Origin of the sequence: Streptomyces sp. NPDC048504 (assembly GCF_043200035.1) — a bacterium.
Taxonomy (GTDB): Bacteria; Actinomycetota; Actinomycetes; order Streptomycetales; family Streptomycetaceae; genus Streptomyces.
Genome location: NZ_JBICXA010000001.1, coordinates 523228 through 536228 on the forward strand (window position 1 = coordinate 523228; position 13001 = coordinate 536228).

Sequence of the window (13001 nt, forward strand, 5' to 3'; positions counted from 1 at the left end):
CTACGCCCCCACCAGCGCCAGCACCGCCCCCAACCTCCCCGCCTCCACAAACGGCGCCGTAACCGTAGGCTCGCTGTACCACCGCAACGGCCACGTGTTCCCGTCCAGCGCCGGAACCCCGATGTACGTGACGGTACGAGCGCCCCGTCCCCCGAACTGCTGCACACCCAAGGGCCAGTTGTGCCGGCGCACTTCCCCAGGCGCGAGCAGGAAGTACATCCACCGGAACCCGGCGGCCTCGCAGACGACAGGCCCCGCATCCCCGTCGGCGGCCTCGATGAGACGCGTGGCGACCCGTTCTCCCCGTACGCCTTCGATGCGTACGGCGTCGAAATGGACGCCGGTGAGGCGGAGTTGGTGACCGGACGCGGGGATCCAGTCCGGTAGGTGAATTGATTCGGTCATGGTCACACGGTGGCGTTTGCGAAGCTACGCTCGGTAGTGACTGAGGTGATACACGCCGGGGTGTATCGGTCGGAGGTGGGTGCTGTGTCGGGCCAGTCCAACGCCAACTCCCTGCCGCCGCCTGCGGCCTGGCGGTACAGCGGGAACCAGCTGAAGCGGGGGCGCACGAAGGCCAATGTGAGCCGGGAACAGCTGGCCGCCGCCTCCAACTACGCGCCGGACACCATCAAGTCCATGGAGCAGGGCGTACGGATGCCGACGCCGCGCGTACTCGACGTGGCCGATGGGATGTGCCGGGCTGACGGGATGCTGAGCGCGGCCAAGGACTACTTGCTGAGGGAGAAGTTTCCGGCGCGGGCGCAGGACTTCATGGAGCGTGAGAAAGAGGCGATCAGTCTCTGGTGGTACGAGACCACGGTCGTCCCGGGGCTGTTGCAGACGCCGGGGTACGCGCGCACGCTGATTGAGAACCGCTGCCCGCCCCTGGACGAGGAGACGGTGGAGGAGCGGATCGAGGGACACATCGAGCGGCAGGAGATCCTCACGGAGCGGAAGCCGCTGGTGGCCCTGAGTTTCGTCCTCTATGAGGCGGTGCTGCGCAGTCCCCAGGTGGACACCGAACAGCTGCGCCGTCTGCTGGAGGTGTCCCGCCTGCGGAACGTCACCGTGCAGGTGCTCCCCTTCGAACGGGCCACCAGCGACGCGCTCATGGGCCCCATGGTGCTGCTGGAGACCCTCGACCACGAGCGGTTCGCCTATTCGGAGGGCCCGTTCGCCAGCGAACTGTCGGCCGATCCGGAGGTTGTCAGCCGGGTGAGCGAGCGGCTTAGCATGATCCGCACGCAGGCTCTCAGCCCCGCTGAGTCGGCCCGTTTCGTCGAACGGATGGTGGATCAGCCATGAGTGACCAGCTGAAGTGGTTCAAGTCGAGTCACAGCGACAACGAAGGCGGTGCTTGCGTCGAGGTCGCCCTCCCCACACCGCAGTTGACCGTCCACATACGCGACTCCAAGAACGCCACGGGTCCCGAACTGACCCTCCCCGCCCCCGCCTGGACGGCGTTCCTCTCCGGAGTCTCCGCAGCTCACCCCGGAGCTTGAGCCCCGGGATCCGAGCTCTTTTCTTGGGTTCTGGGCTGGGTAAAAACAACCCAACCAACCAAGCCCGTACGTGAGTTGAGGGGGGTTTAACCCGAACGGGTGACGTTCGGTGATCAGCTTGCGCTGGAACGTAAAGCCACTCTAGGTTCACGGCAAACAAGCAAATAGTTCGGCCCCGGTCGGTGTTGGTAGCACCGGCTCCGGGGCCTAGACCTACGAATCGAAGAGAGTCGATCGTGGCTTACGCCCAGCCTAGCCCTGCCCTGCCGTCCCCGTCGCACCCCATGGCCAATACGGGCTACGGAAAACGCGCCACGGGTGACGAAGAACCGTACGCCGACCCGGACTTCGCACATCTGCTCCCCCGAGACGCCGAGATCGCCGTCTTCATCGACCACCTCGACGACGGCCACGCCATGGGCCACAAGGTGATCGCGGCCGAGCACCCCCGCTACGGCCAGCAGGCCTGCCGTACATCTCTCAAGAGCCTCACCGAGGCCGGCCACCTGCGCTGGATCAAGGAACACATCACCGTCGAGGACAACTCGATGCGATGGGTGACGCGGACGTATTGGTCGCGTACGCCCAGGTCGGCGCAGTGGTGGGCCGAGTTCGCGCGCGAGCGCCACGGCAGGGACGTCACGCATGACTACCAGCCGGGCCTGGCGAGGACGGAAGACCCGACTCCGACCCCGACCCCTGTGCCGGAGCGCGAGAGTGAGACCGACGGGACGCCGGAGACCAACCCGACCCCCGAGCCCAGCGCCGCGTACCGCACCCTCACTCGACTCCGCTCCGCCGACCCTCGTATGAGCCTGTCCGAAGCCGAGTGCCGAGCCCTCGAACCCCTCGCCGCCGAGTGGCTGACCCGAGGCTCCACCCCGGCCGCCATGGCCCGCGCGCTGACCGACGGACTGCCACCCACCATCACGAACCCGGGCGGACTGGCCCGCAACCGATTGGAGACGAAGATGCCCCCGAAGAAGAACGACGCCGCCGAGACCCGCCCCCTCCGCGCCCGTGTGACCCGCGTCCTCATGGCCTGCGCCACCTGCGACGCCGACGAGCGGACGGCGAAGATCATCAACGGCGTGTGCGAGGAATGCCGCGCGGAGCCGGAGATGAGTGAGGAGGAGATCAAGAAGGGGTTCGAGGAGATCGCCTATCTGGGAACGACGACGGCCCGCTTCCTGAAGCAGAAGCTGGAACGCCGTACGGGCGGGCCCGTGCCCGACACGTTCCGCCCCGTGCCGATCGAGGACCGCGTCCACTACCACTACCGCGACAACCGCGACCGCATCGCGAACGGCCTCCCGCCGAGGCGGTGGAAGCCGTGACGGTCGAGAAGCGGCACGGAGGAGAGGGCGGCGACGTATGAGCGTGCAGGAGGTGCCGGTCGGGGCACTATGGAGTCGAGGAGGCGACGCCATGACCCCCAGGACCGAGCAGCAGCCCCAGATGTCCGTCGAGGAATTCGAGCAGCTGGAACGCCATGCCCCTGAGACCGTGCGGCTGGAGTTCATCAAGGGGAAGGTCCAGGTCAAGCCCGTGCCAGACGGCAACCACACGGAGATCTACATGTGGCTACTGGAGCGGTGCATGCAACTGCGTCCCGACCTCAGGCTCTATCCGGAGCGGGGCCTCAAGACCGAGGCCTACCGCAAGGGACGCGCTCGCGCGGACGCGATCCTGATGCCCAAGGGCGGCCTCAAGGGGCATGGGGAGTGGTCCGAGGCCGACGGAGTGTTGATGGCCGTGGAGGTCACGTCGTACGACTCCGGCACGAATCAGCGCGACCGGGTTGAGAAGCCCGACGGGTACGCGGCAGCAGGCATTCCCGTCTACCTCCTCATCGACCGTGACGACTGCTCGGTCGTCGTGTTCAACCAACCGGAGGACGGCCGTTACCGACACGAGGAGAAGCTTCCCTTCGGCGCGACCATCAAGATCCCGGACCCCGTGAACATCACCTTGGACACCGACCCCCTCAAGGAGTTCGCCGACTGATCACAACCCCCACGCCCCCTTCCCCAGGGCCGTGAGCCCACCCGCCAACGCCAACGACAACACCAGTGCGCGCGCCTGGGGTTCAGCTATCCGCCCCGCCAACCCCCGCCCGATCACCCCGCCCACCACCATCGCGATGACCACGGCACCCCACCGCGCCCCACTCAACGACGGCACCCCGTTCGCCGCCACCGAGAACGCGTTGACGACCACGCCGTAGAACTGCGCGTTCGGCACGAACTCCCGTACCGTCCAGCCCGCGTTGACCGCGTACAGGGAGATCGGCGGCCCGCCCACCCCCGCTGCCGCGTTCATGAAGCCGCCCGCCGCGCCCGCCGCGACGGCACCGCGAGTGCCCCGAAGTGCCGGCACCCGGGCGCCCTTCATCACCAGCAGGACAGCCACCGTCACCAACCCGCCCATCACCAACAGGAGGACAGGTGGGGGGAGTTGGCGGGTCATCCACGCCCCCGCCGGTACCGTGCACGCCGCCGCCACGCACAGCGGCACCATCGCGCGGGCCCGTACCTGGCGCCAGCCGCCCGCCAGGCCCACGACGCTGATCGCGCCGGCGGCGCAGTTGGCGAGGACCACTCCCTGGGACGGGCCGAGGAGGAGGACGAGGGCCGGTACGGCCACCAGGGCGAAGCCCATGCCCGTCAGCCACTGCACGGAGGAGCCGAGCAGAACGATCGCGGCCAGCAGTATGTCCCCCGTCATGGAGCAACATCATTCCTGCCAGGGGTGTAGCCCGCTACACCCCCACTTCGGGACCGCACTCCCTCGTCGCGGACCTGCGGAAACGGGATCGTTGAACACGTCAGCCGGTGAACGAGCCACCGGCCCCGAGATCCCAAGGATGCCCGTCATGAAGAACCTCCTCTCCTCCAAGCCCGTCCTGTGGTTCCTCTTCCTCTTCAACCTGGCCGTCGCCGCGGTCGCACCCTTCGTGGTCGACGGAACGCAGGGCGTGATGACCGCCGTCGGCATGGGCGTGGTATCGCTGGGAGCCGGTGTCAGCCTCGTCCGCGACCGTGGTCAGGCGGCCACAGCGCGTTAATTGGGGCAGCCCTTCCTCGCCCCTGTACGTCCGCTGCACGGGCGCTAACCGGCCGAAAGCGAGGCTGGAGTCATCCCAAAAGGCACCAGTACCACTGGAGTTGAGATGACCCGCCGGTCCATGAGCAAGCGTGCAGCAGTCGTCACCGTCACCACCGTCCTGGCCCTCGGCACCCTCGGCACCGTTGCCGCGACCGCCGGGCCCCAGCACGACGCCAAGCCCAGCAAGAAGCAGATAGCCGCGATCTTCGACGGCTGGAACGCCGCCCTGCAGACCGGTGACCCGAAGAAGGTCGCCAACCGGTACGCGCCGGACGCCGTGCTGCTGCCCACCGTCTCCAACGAGATCCGCACCGACCGCGCCGAGATCGTCGACTACTTCGAGCACTTCCTGCCGAACAAGCCGGTCGCGAAGAAGGTCGAGACGTACATCAACGTCCTCGACAGCAACTCGGCCATCGACGCGGGTGCCTACGACATCACGCTCACCGACCCGAAGACCGGCAACAAGCGTGTCGTAGAGGCCCGTTACACCTACGAGTACGAGAAGCGCGGCGGCAAGTGGCTGATCGTCAACCACCACTCCTCGGTGATGCCCGAAGGGTGATGGCGACCAGCAGTCCTCCTCCGGGCGCGTCCCTGAGAGCCACCGTTCCGCCGTCGTCCGTCACCAACTGGCGTACGACGGCGAGGCCCAGGCCCGAACCGGAGCGCCCGGTGAGGCCCTGGCCGCGCCAGAAGCGGTCGAAGGCGCGGGACTTGTCCGGGTCGGACATTCCGGGGCCCTCGTCCGTCACTGTCAACTCGACCTCGTCGCCCCGGAGTTCCGACCGTACGGTGATCGTCGCGCCGTCCGGTGACACCTCCAGGGCGTTCGACAGCACGTTGTCCAGGACCTGTTCGAGATGACCGGGACTGGCCAGCACGAGCGGCCGGCCGTCGACAACACTCCCCCTGAGCGCGATCTCGACTCCGCGCTCGTCGGCGGCCGGTCTCCACACCGAGAGGCGTTCGGCGACGATCTCCCGCAGGGGGAGGGGTTCCGCCGCCGTCACCTTCGCCTCCGCCCGCGCCAGCACCAGCAGGCCGTTGACCAGGCGGCTCATCCGGACCACCTCCGCGGTCGCCTGCTCCACGTCCTCCCGTACGAACTCGTCGTCCGTGCCGTCCGCGATGTTGTCCAGCGAGAGCCTCAACGCCGTGAGCGGGGTGCGGAGTTGGTGGGAGGCGTCGGCCACGAAGATGCGCTGCGAGGCGATGAGAGTGTCGAGGCGTTCGCCCGCCTGGTTCAACGTCCTGGCCAGTGTCTGCGTCTCGTGCGGGCCCGTCACGGGGGAGCGGGCGGTCAGGTCGCCGTCGCTGAACTTGCTCGCCATGTCGTTGAGTTGGCGCAGGGGGCGGGTCAGGCGGCGGGCGACCAGAGCGCCCAGTCCCGCCGCCACCGCCAGGACGGCGAGGGCGAGGATCGCGCGGAAGCCCCAGATCTGCACCAGGCGCCGGGTCAGGTCGGAGGTCGGGTAGGTGATGCGTACGGCGCCGACCGTCCGGCCGTCGCGCTTCGCCGGTGCCGTCACCTCCAACTCCCCGTCGCCCCAGTGCGTCGCGGTCTTCGCGCGCGAGGCCGGCAGCACCTCGGCCGTGCCGGGAGTCTCCTGCGCGTACGCCACGACCATGCGGTCCAGCGCGGCGCGCGAGGCGGCGTCGCCGCTCAGCAGGAGGGCCATCGTCTTCGCCTCGCGCTCCACGGACTGCTCGGTGTCACCCCGGAGTTGGGCGGTCAGCGTGAAGGCGACGGGCACGGTGAACGCGGTCAGCGCCACGGCCACGAGGAGGACGTAGCTGACGATGAGCTGCCGGATCATGACGGCGTCGATCCATCGCCGGAGGTGATGATCTCCAGGCGGAAGCCCACGCCCCGTACCGCCTCGATCGTGATCGCGCCCGCCAACTTCCGCCGCAGCGCCGCCACATGGACGTCGAGCGTCTTCGTCGGGCCGAACCAGTTCGCGTCCCAGACCGCTTCCATGATCTGTTCGCGCGACATCAGCGCGCCGGGCTCCTCGGTGAGGAACGACAGCAGGTCGTACTCCTTGGGGGCGAGCGGGATTTCTTCGCCGTCCAGACGTACTCGCGCGGCCTTGCGGTCGATGGTGAGGCGGGTGCCGTACTCGTCGGGGCCCGCGGCCTCCGCGGCGGCGCGGGGCTGGGCGCGGCGCATCACCGCCCTTATGCGGGCGATGACCTCGCGGACCCCGAACGGTTTCGAGACGTAGTCGTCCGCGCCCAGTTCCAGGCCGACCACCCGGTCCGTCTCGTCGCTGCGCGCGCTGATCACGATGATCGGGACGTCGCCGCGGGCGCGGAGCGCCTTGCACACGTCGAGGCCGTCGGTGTCGGGCAGGCCGAGATCGAGGAGGACGACGTCGTAGGGGGCGGAGTGGCTCAGCGCCGCCCCGCCCGTGGTGACCCAGTCGACCTCGAAGCCGTAGCGGATCAGTCCGCGTCGTAGGGACTCGGCGACCGGCTCATCGTCTTCCACCAGAAGTACGCGCACACGGCGCACCTTAGTGCGGGAAACCCGATTCCCAGCTGTCACCTGTGACGCTCGGCACTTTTCCCGCACCCTTGGATTGGGCATGCGCTGACCTGGGCGTCCGAATCTCACCATGCGATACCTGGGAAGGGAATTTCGGGCGCTCGTTAAACTGAGCCGACACACCAGGACTGAGCGAGGAGCGCACGTGGGCCTTGTCGTGCAGAAGTACGGAGGCTCCTCCGTAGCCGATGCCGAGGGCATCAAGCGCGTCGCCAAGCGAATCGTCGAAGCGAAGAAGAACGGCCACCAAGTGGTCGTCGTCGTTTCCGCGATGGGCGACACGACGGACGAGCTGATCGATCTCGCCGAGCAGGTATCTCCGATGCCCGCCGGGCGTGAGTTCGACATGCTGCTGACCGCCGGAGAGCGGATCTCCATGGCGCTGCTGGCCATGGCGATCAAAAACCTGGGCCACGAGGCCCAGTCGTTCACGGGCAGCCAGGCAGGCGTCATCACCGACTCGGTCCACAACAAAGCCCGGATCATCGATGTCACGCCGGGGCGCATCCGGACCGCGCTGGACGAGGGCAACATCGCCATCGTCGCCGGGTTCCAGGGTGTGAGCCAGGACAAGAAGGACATCACCACGCTGGGGCGGGGTGGCAGTGACACCACCGCGGTCGCCCTCGCCGCCGCGCTCGACGCCGAGGTGTGCGAGATCTACACCGACGTCGACGGTGTGTTCACCGCCGACCCGCGTGTGGTGTCGAAGGCGAAGAAGATCGACTGGATCGTCTTCGAGGACATGCTGGAGCTCGCCGCCTCCGGCTCCAAGGTGCTGCTCCACCGCTGTGTGGAGTACGCCCGCCGATACAACATCCCGATCCATGTGCGGTCCAGCTTCAGCGGACTTCAGGGCACGTGGGTCAGCAGTGAGCCGATTGGGGACCAGAAGGTGGAGCAGGCCATCATCTCCGGTGTCGCGCACGACACCTCCGAGGCCAAGATCACGGTCGTCGGCGTGCCCGACAAGCCGGGCGAGGCCGCGGTGATCTTCCGGACGATCTCCGACGCGCAGGTCAACATCGACATGATCGTGCAGAACGTGTCGGCGGCCTCCACGGGCCTGACGGACATCTCCTTCACCCTCCCCAAGGCGGAGGGCCGCAAGGCCATCGACGCCCTGGAGAAGAACAAGCACGGCATCGGCTTCGAGTCGCTGCGCTACGACGACCAGATCGGGAAGATCTCGCTGGTGGGCGCCGGGATGAAGACGAACCCGGGCGTCACCGCCGACTTCTTCACCGCCCTGTCCGACGCGGGCGTCAACATCGAGCTGATCTCGACCTCCGAGATCCGCATCTCGGTCGTGACCCGCGCCGACGACGTCAACGAGGCCGTCCGCGCCGTGCACACGGCGTTCGGCCTCGACTCCGACAGCGACGAGGCCGTCGTCTACGGAGGCACCGGCCGCTGATGGCCAGCACCGGAGCGACCGTGCGTCCGACGCTCGCCGTTGTCGGAGCGACCGGGGCCGTCGGCACGGTCATGCTCCAGATCCTGTCCCAGCATGCGGACATCTGGGGCGAGATCCGCCTGATCGCCTCTCCGCGCTCGGCCGGCCGCAAGCTGGCCGTGCGCGGGGAGCAGGTCGAGGTGGTGGCCCTGACGGAGGAGGCCTTCGACGGCGTCGACGTCGCGATGTTCGACGTCCCCGACGAGGTCTCCGCCCAGTGGGCGCCGATCGCCGCCGCCAAGGGCGTGGTCGTCGTCGACAACTCGGGCGCCTTCCGGATGGACCCCGAGGTGCCCCTGGTGGTCCCCGAGGTCAACCCGCACAAGGTGCGGCACCGCCCGCGCGGGATCATCGCCAACCCGAACTGCACGACCCTGTCGATGATCGTCGCCGTGGGCGCGCTGCACGCCGAGTTCGGGCTGCGCGAGCTGGTGGTGTCGTCGTACCAGGCGGTGAGCGGGGCCGGGCGGGCCGGCGTGGACACCCTGCGCCAGCAGCTGTCCCTGGTGGCCGGTACGGACCTGGGCACCAAGCCCGGTGACGTACGGCGGGCCGTCGGGGACAACACCGGGCCGTTCCCGGAGCCGGTCGCGCTGAACGTCGTACCGTGGGCCGGGTCCCTGCGCGAGGACGGCTGGTCCTCGGAGGAGATGAAGGTGCGGGACGAGTCCCGCAAGATCCTCGGGCTGCCCGCGCTGCCGGTCGCCGTGACGTGCGTGCGCGTTCCGGTGGTCACCACGCACTCCCTCACCGTGCACGCCCGCTTCCAGGGCGAGGTCACCGTCGACGGGGCGCGCGAGATCCTCGCCACGGCCCCGGGGGTCGTCCTCTTCGACAATCCGGCCGCCGGGGAGTTCCCGACACCCGCCGACGTGGTGGGCACCGACCCGACGTGGGTGGGGCGCCTGCGGCGGGCGCTGGACGATCCGACGGCGCTCGAACTGTTCGTCTGCGGCGACAATCTGCGCAAGGGCGCCGCCCTCAATACCGCGCAGATCGCCGAGCTGGTGGCCCGCGAACTGGCCTGAGCGCAGCCCCCACCTACCCAGCCCGGCCGTAAATCCGCTGGCCAGTGCCGCACGGGTTTGTAGGATCAGTGTGCACGATGTGGCCGGATTAATGGTTGGGACCACTTGAATCCAGCCACCTCCGCATCCGAAGATTTCACTCCCCGCTTCCCGCAACCGCGCGGCGAGCGGGGAGCGTCTTTGCGAACGCCCTTCAGGTGGGCGCGTGGGGATGCGGTAAGGGACGTGGGGACGTCCCGGACTTTTCGTGACACAGGGGAAGAGCGGGTAGGCATGAGGGTGTTCGACGCACTGCCGGTTGTGCTGCCTGACACCAGACGGGTGGGTGATCACGCAGGACAGGTGTGTGGACTGTCTGTTTCGTCTGACGTAAATGTGACGGCCGACGCGTACAACCCCCAAGGGGGGAAGCGTGTCCAACTGGCGTGGCTCAGGTACTCGACTTCACTGCGGCACGCGGCACGGCCCTACGGCCTCCGCGTGGATCCCGTGCGCCCGGCGGCATGCCGGTGATCGCGCCGATGCCCGCAGCGCGGCCCGCCCGCATCCCGAACCAGCGCGACGGTGTCGACGACGCCGTCGCGGCCGGAACGACGGTCGACCATCTCACCGAGACCTACCGGGCGCACTACCGCTCGCTGCTCGGCCTGGCCGCACTCCTCCTCGACGACACCGCCTCCTGCGAGGACGTCGTCCAGGAGGCGTTCATCCGGGTCCACTCGGCGCGCAAACGTGTCCGTGACCCCGAGAAGACCCTGGCCTATCTGCGCCAGACGGTCGTCAACCTCTCCCGCTCGGCCCTGCGCCGCCGCATCCTCGGCCTCAAGCTCCTCTCGAAGCCGATGCCGGACATGGCCAGCGCGGAAGAGGGCGCCTACGACCTGCTGGAGCGCGACTCCCTCATCAAGGCCATGAAGGGACTGCAGCGCCGCCAGCGCGAGGTCCTGGTCCTGCGTTACTTCGCGGACATGACCGAGGCGCAGGTCGCCGAGTCGCTCGGCATATCGCTGGGCTCGGTGAAGGCGTACGGCTCGCGCGGGATCGCCGCCCTCCGGATCGCCATGGAGGCCACGGCATGAGCGACAGGCCCGAGGGAAACGGTTCGCGTGAACGGCGCGAGCCCGACGTCCGGCGCGGCCCGACCTGGGCGCGCAAGGAACAGCCGAACGAAACACATGCTGGGAACGGAACTGTGAACCACGGCCCCGACGAACAGAGCCCCACCGGGCCGAGCCTCGACGGGAACCCCGAGACCCCTGAGAACTCCGGGGACTCCGCGGACATCGAGGGACGGCACCCCGTAGGACCCGTAGGACTTCCGGGCCCCGACGAGCACGGCAACGACGTGCACGGAGTCGAAGGCTTCGACTCCGACGAGCTGGCGCTACGGCGGCTGCTGCACCAGGCGGTCCAGGAGGTCGAGCCGCGCGACGGCACGCTGGACCACCTGCGCAAGGCGGTACCGGCCCGCCGGGCCCGCAAGCGCCAGGCCCTCGTCGGCATGGCCGCCACCGTGCTCTTCTTCGGCACCGCGATCCCGGCCCTCGTGCACGTCTCGAACTCCACCGGCTCGAACGCCGACCCGTCCATCGCGGGCAACAGCTCACAGGCGCAGGGCGGCACCAGTCAGGGCAAGGGCCCGGACGGCGGCTCCAGCACCTCCGGCGGTTCCACGGGACAGGCCTCGCAGAACCCGGGCGGCCACAAGAACGACGGCACGGGCAAGACCCCGGGCCACGGCACCGTGAGCGCGAACCCCTCGGCCAGCACCGGGACGGCCGCGTCCGTCTGCACGGCCAACCAGCTCGGCGCGTCCAACTCGACGGTGGACGCGGCCGATTCGGCAGGCATCGTCTACGGCACGTTCAGCGTCACCAACACCTCCGGCACCAGCTGTACCGTCGGCGGCCCCGGCACCGTGGGCACCTACGCCATGGGCGCTGCCGACTCCACCAAGATCACCGTGCAGCAGCACAGCTCCGGGGACGCGGCGGCCGGCCTGCCCGACCCGTCGACGGAGGTCTCCCAACTGGTCCTCCAGGCGGGCGCCTCCTATGTGGTCAAGTTCGCCTGGGTGCCCTCCGAGACCTGCCCCACCAGCGGCACCAGCACCGGCGGCACCACCACCGGCGGCCCGACGTCCACCCCGACGCCCACCGAGGACGCCAGCACCAGCAGCGGGTCCACGACCGGCGACACGGGTACGTCCACCCAGCTCCTGGAGGACGGCACGCTCGACGGCAGCGTCCAGGTCTCCCACACGGCGGAGGCGGGCTCCCCGACGGTCACGGCCACCGTGCCGAACGCGTGCGCGGGCACGGTCTACCGGACGGGTCTGCTGGCGGGGTCGTAGACCGGACCGCGGGTCCACAGGTGGTCAGCCGGGTCGGGGGACCCGGCTGTGTCTGTGTCGGGCCACGTCAGACGGTCGCGTGGGCCGCTTCCTCGTTCTCGTCCTCAGGGACGAGGCCCAGCTCCGCATCGCGCGCGAACTCCACCTCGCGGCGCAGCAGCCGGAACCACATGAAGACGACGAAGCCCGCGAAGACGAACCACTCGCCGGTGTAGCCGAGGTTCTGGAACGCCTTCAGGTCGAGGCCGGTGTTCGCGGGCGCGGTCGCCGGTACGGCCTTCATCCCCGAGTCGCCCTTGTCGAGCGTGATCCACGCGTCGTACAGGTGGTACGGGACCAGGTTCACCAGGGAGGCCGCGCTGATCGCGGCGGTCTGGCCGGACGGCAGGCCGCCCTGGGCGCTGACGCCGTTGTCGCCCGGGGTCTCGGACGCCTGGAGCGAGCCGGTGACGGTGACTTCGCCGGTCGGCGCGGCCGGTGCCTTCGCGGCATCGGGTCTGCCGGGGATCCAGCCGCGGACGACGGGGAGGGCCCTGCCGTCGTCGGTACGCAGCAGGGTCAGGACGTAGAAACCGTTCTTCCCGTCCAACTGGCGGTCGGGGACGAGGAGTTGCTTGCCGTAGCGGCCGGTCGCGGTGGTCTGGCGGCCGGAGGTGCTCTGGTCGACCGGGAGCAGGGAGGCGAGCGGGCGGGCCGCTTCCGTGCGGTCGGTCTCGACCTGCCTGGTGGCCTGGTGGCTGCTGTCCACGCGCGCCTGGAACCGGCTCAGCTGCCACGAGCCCATGAAGACGCAGAAGGGGATGGCGAGCAGTACGAAGACGTTGATGCCCCACCAGCGCGATGTCAGCAGAAACCGGTACACGACTCCCACGGTACGGGGCTCCCGTAAGGGTCTCGGCCCGGGGGTCGGCCCGAAGGTTCACCGGGCGTCGGCAATGCTCCGGCCGGGACTTGGTCGAAGTTATCCACAGGCTGAGGATCCAGTCAGTGCAATGTC

General features: G+C 68.9%; 15 protein-coding genes. 10 read left to right on the forward strand and 5 right to left on the reverse strand.

Annotated elements, in window-relative coordinates; translation table 11 throughout:
• Positions 1-411, reverse strand: a complete 411-nt coding sequence (locus ACGFY9_RS02455; protein WP_393751132.1) for a hypothetical protein — start codon at positions 409-411, stop codon at positions 1-3.
• A gap of 78 nt (positions 412-489) precedes the next feature.
• Between ACGFY9_RS02455 and ACGFY9_RS02460 the strand changes: the two genes are divergently transcribed.
• The 4 genes from ACGFY9_RS02460 (at position 490) to ACGFY9_RS02475 (ending at position 3512) form a co-directional block, all read left to right on the forward strand.
• Positions 490-1308, forward strand: coding sequence for a helix-turn-helix domain-containing protein (locus ACGFY9_RS02460; RefSeq protein WP_393751133.1), 819 nt, complete (start codon positions 490-492; stop codon positions 1306-1308).
• On the forward strand, positions 1305-1505 hold the full coding sequence (locus ACGFY9_RS02465; protein ID WP_393751135.1) for a DUF397 domain-containing protein: 201 nt from the start codon (positions 1305-1307) through the stop codon (positions 1503-1505). Before ACGFY9_RS02460 ends, ACGFY9_RS02465 begins: the two co-directional genes overlap by 4 nt.
• Before the next feature lie 284 nt (positions 1506-1789).
• Entirely contained in the window at positions 1790-2842 is a 1053-nt protein-coding gene (locus ACGFY9_RS02470) for a hypothetical protein (RefSeq protein ID WP_393751137.1), read from the forward strand.
• A gap of 91 nt (positions 2843-2933) precedes the next feature.
• Positions 2934-3512 (forward strand): Uma2 family endonuclease, encoded by a 579-nt coding sequence (locus ACGFY9_RS02475; protein ID WP_393751139.1) that lies wholly within the window; start codon positions 2934-2936, stop codon positions 3510-3512.
• Here the strand turns inward: ACGFY9_RS02475 and ACGFY9_RS02480 are convergent, their stop codons facing one another.
• Positions 3513-4232, reverse strand: coding sequence for a TSUP family transporter (locus ACGFY9_RS02480; RefSeq protein WP_393751141.1), 720 nt, complete (start codon positions 4230-4232; stop codon positions 3513-3515).
• 148 nt (positions 4233-4380) lie between these two features.
• On the opposite strand from ACGFY9_RS02480, the gene ACGFY9_RS02485 reads away from it, so the two are divergent.
• A complete protein-coding gene (locus ACGFY9_RS02485) occupies positions 4381-4572 on the forward strand; it encodes a hypothetical protein (RefSeq protein ID WP_365301806.1) in 192 nt (63 codons plus the stop codon).
• 105 nt (positions 4573-4677) lie between these two features.
• Positions 4678-5178, forward strand: a complete 501-nt coding sequence (locus tag ACGFY9_RS02490) for an SgcJ/EcaC family oxidoreductase (protein WP_393751143.1) — start codon at positions 4678-4680, stop codon at positions 5176-5178.
• Here ACGFY9_RS02490 and ACGFY9_RS02495 read toward each other — a convergent pair.
• Both ACGFY9_RS02495 and ACGFY9_RS02500 read right to left on the reverse strand, forming a co-directional pair.
• Complete coding sequence (locus ACGFY9_RS02495; RefSeq protein ID WP_393751145.1) at positions 5144-6433, reverse strand: ATP-binding protein; 1290 nt, start codon at positions 6431-6433, stop codon at positions 5144-5146. The genes ACGFY9_RS02490 and ACGFY9_RS02495 overlap by 35 nt on opposite strands.
• The gene (locus ACGFY9_RS02500) at positions 6430-7125 is read right to left on the reverse strand and encodes a response regulator transcription factor (RefSeq protein ID WP_393751147.1); all 696 of its coding nucleotides are present in this window, start codon (positions 7123-7125) and stop codon (positions 6430-6432) included. Before ACGFY9_RS02500 ends, ACGFY9_RS02495 begins: the two co-directional genes overlap by 4 nt.
• Positions 7126-7312: 187 nt before the next feature.
• Here ACGFY9_RS02500 and ACGFY9_RS02505 point away from each other — a divergent pair, with 187 nt between their 5' ends.
• The 4 genes from ACGFY9_RS02505 to ACGFY9_RS02520 all read left to right on the forward strand — a co-directional run bounded on the left by ACGFY9_RS02505 (position 7313) and on the right by ACGFY9_RS02520 (position 12004).
• Positions 7313-8584 carry an aspartate kinase gene (locus ACGFY9_RS02505; RefSeq protein ID WP_393751149.1) on the forward strand — a complete coding sequence of 424 codons (1272 nt, stop codon included), beginning with the start codon at positions 7313-7315 and terminating at the stop codon, positions 8582-8584.
• Entirely contained in the window at positions 8584-9651 is a 1068-nt protein-coding gene (locus ACGFY9_RS02510; protein ID WP_393751151.1) for an aspartate-semialdehyde dehydrogenase, read from the forward strand. Before ACGFY9_RS02505 ends, ACGFY9_RS02510 begins: the two co-directional genes overlap by 1 nt.
• 503 nt (positions 9652-10154) lie before the next feature.
• A complete protein-coding gene (locus ACGFY9_RS02515; protein ID WP_019063113.1) occupies positions 10155-10730 on the forward strand; it encodes a SigE family RNA polymerase sigma factor in 576 nt (191 codons plus the stop codon).
• The gene (locus tag ACGFY9_RS02520; RefSeq protein ID WP_393751153.1) at positions 10727-12004 is read left to right on the forward strand and encodes a hypothetical protein; all 1278 of its coding nucleotides are present in this window, start codon (positions 10727-10729) and stop codon (positions 12002-12004) included. Before ACGFY9_RS02515 ends, ACGFY9_RS02520 begins: the two co-directional genes overlap by 4 nt.
• A gap of 67 nt (positions 12005-12071) precedes the next feature.
• Here ACGFY9_RS02520 and ACGFY9_RS02525 read toward each other — a convergent pair whose 3' ends face one another.
• Entirely contained in the window at positions 12072-12866 is a 795-nt protein-coding gene (locus ACGFY9_RS02525; protein ID WP_393751155.1) for an SURF1 family protein, read from the reverse strand.
• Positions 12867-13001: the final 135 nt, after the last annotated feature.

Excerpts from the sequence above, each read along its gene's own strand:
- ACGFY9_RS02520 (WP_393751153.1), top strand. The coding sequence starts at position 10,727 with ATGAGCGACAGGCCCGAGGGAAACGGTTCGCGTGAACGGCGCGAGCCC.
- ACGFY9_RS02515 (WP_019063113.1), top strand. The coding sequence starts at position 10,155 with ATGCCGGTGATCGCGCCGATGCCCGCAGCGCGGCCCGCCCGCATCCCG.
- ACGFY9_RS02475 (WP_393751139.1), top strand. The coding sequence starts at position 2,934 with ATGACCCCCAGGACCGAGCAGCAGCCCCAGATGTCCGTCGAGGAATTC.
- ACGFY9_RS02470 (WP_393751137.1), top strand. The coding sequence starts at position 1,790 with ATGGCCAATACGGGCTACGGAAAACGCGCCACGGGTGACGAAGAACCG.
- ACGFY9_RS02490 (WP_393751143.1), top strand. The coding sequence starts at position 4,678 with ATGACCCGCCGGTCCATGAGCAAGCGTGCAGCAGTCGTCACCGTCACC.
- ACGFY9_RS02510 (WP_393751151.1), top strand. The coding sequence starts at position 8,584 with ATGGCCAGCACCGGAGCGACCGTGCGTCCGACGCTCGCCGTTGTCGGA.
- ACGFY9_RS02495 (WP_393751145.1), bottom strand. The coding sequence starts at position 6,433 with ATGATCCGGCAGCTCATCGTCAGCTACGTCCTCCTCGTGGCCGTGGCG.
- ACGFY9_RS02485 (WP_365301806.1), top strand. The coding sequence starts at position 4,381 with ATGAAGAACCTCCTCTCCTCCAAGCCCGTCCTGTGGTTCCTCTTCCTC.
- ACGFY9_RS02480 (WP_393751141.1), bottom strand. The coding sequence starts at position 4,232 with ATGACGGGGGACATACTGCTGGCCGCGATCGTTCTGCTCGGCTCCTCC.
- ACGFY9_RS02465 (WP_393751135.1), top strand. The coding sequence starts at position 1,305 with ATGAGTGACCAGCTGAAGTGGTTCAAGTCGAGTCACAGCGACAACGAA.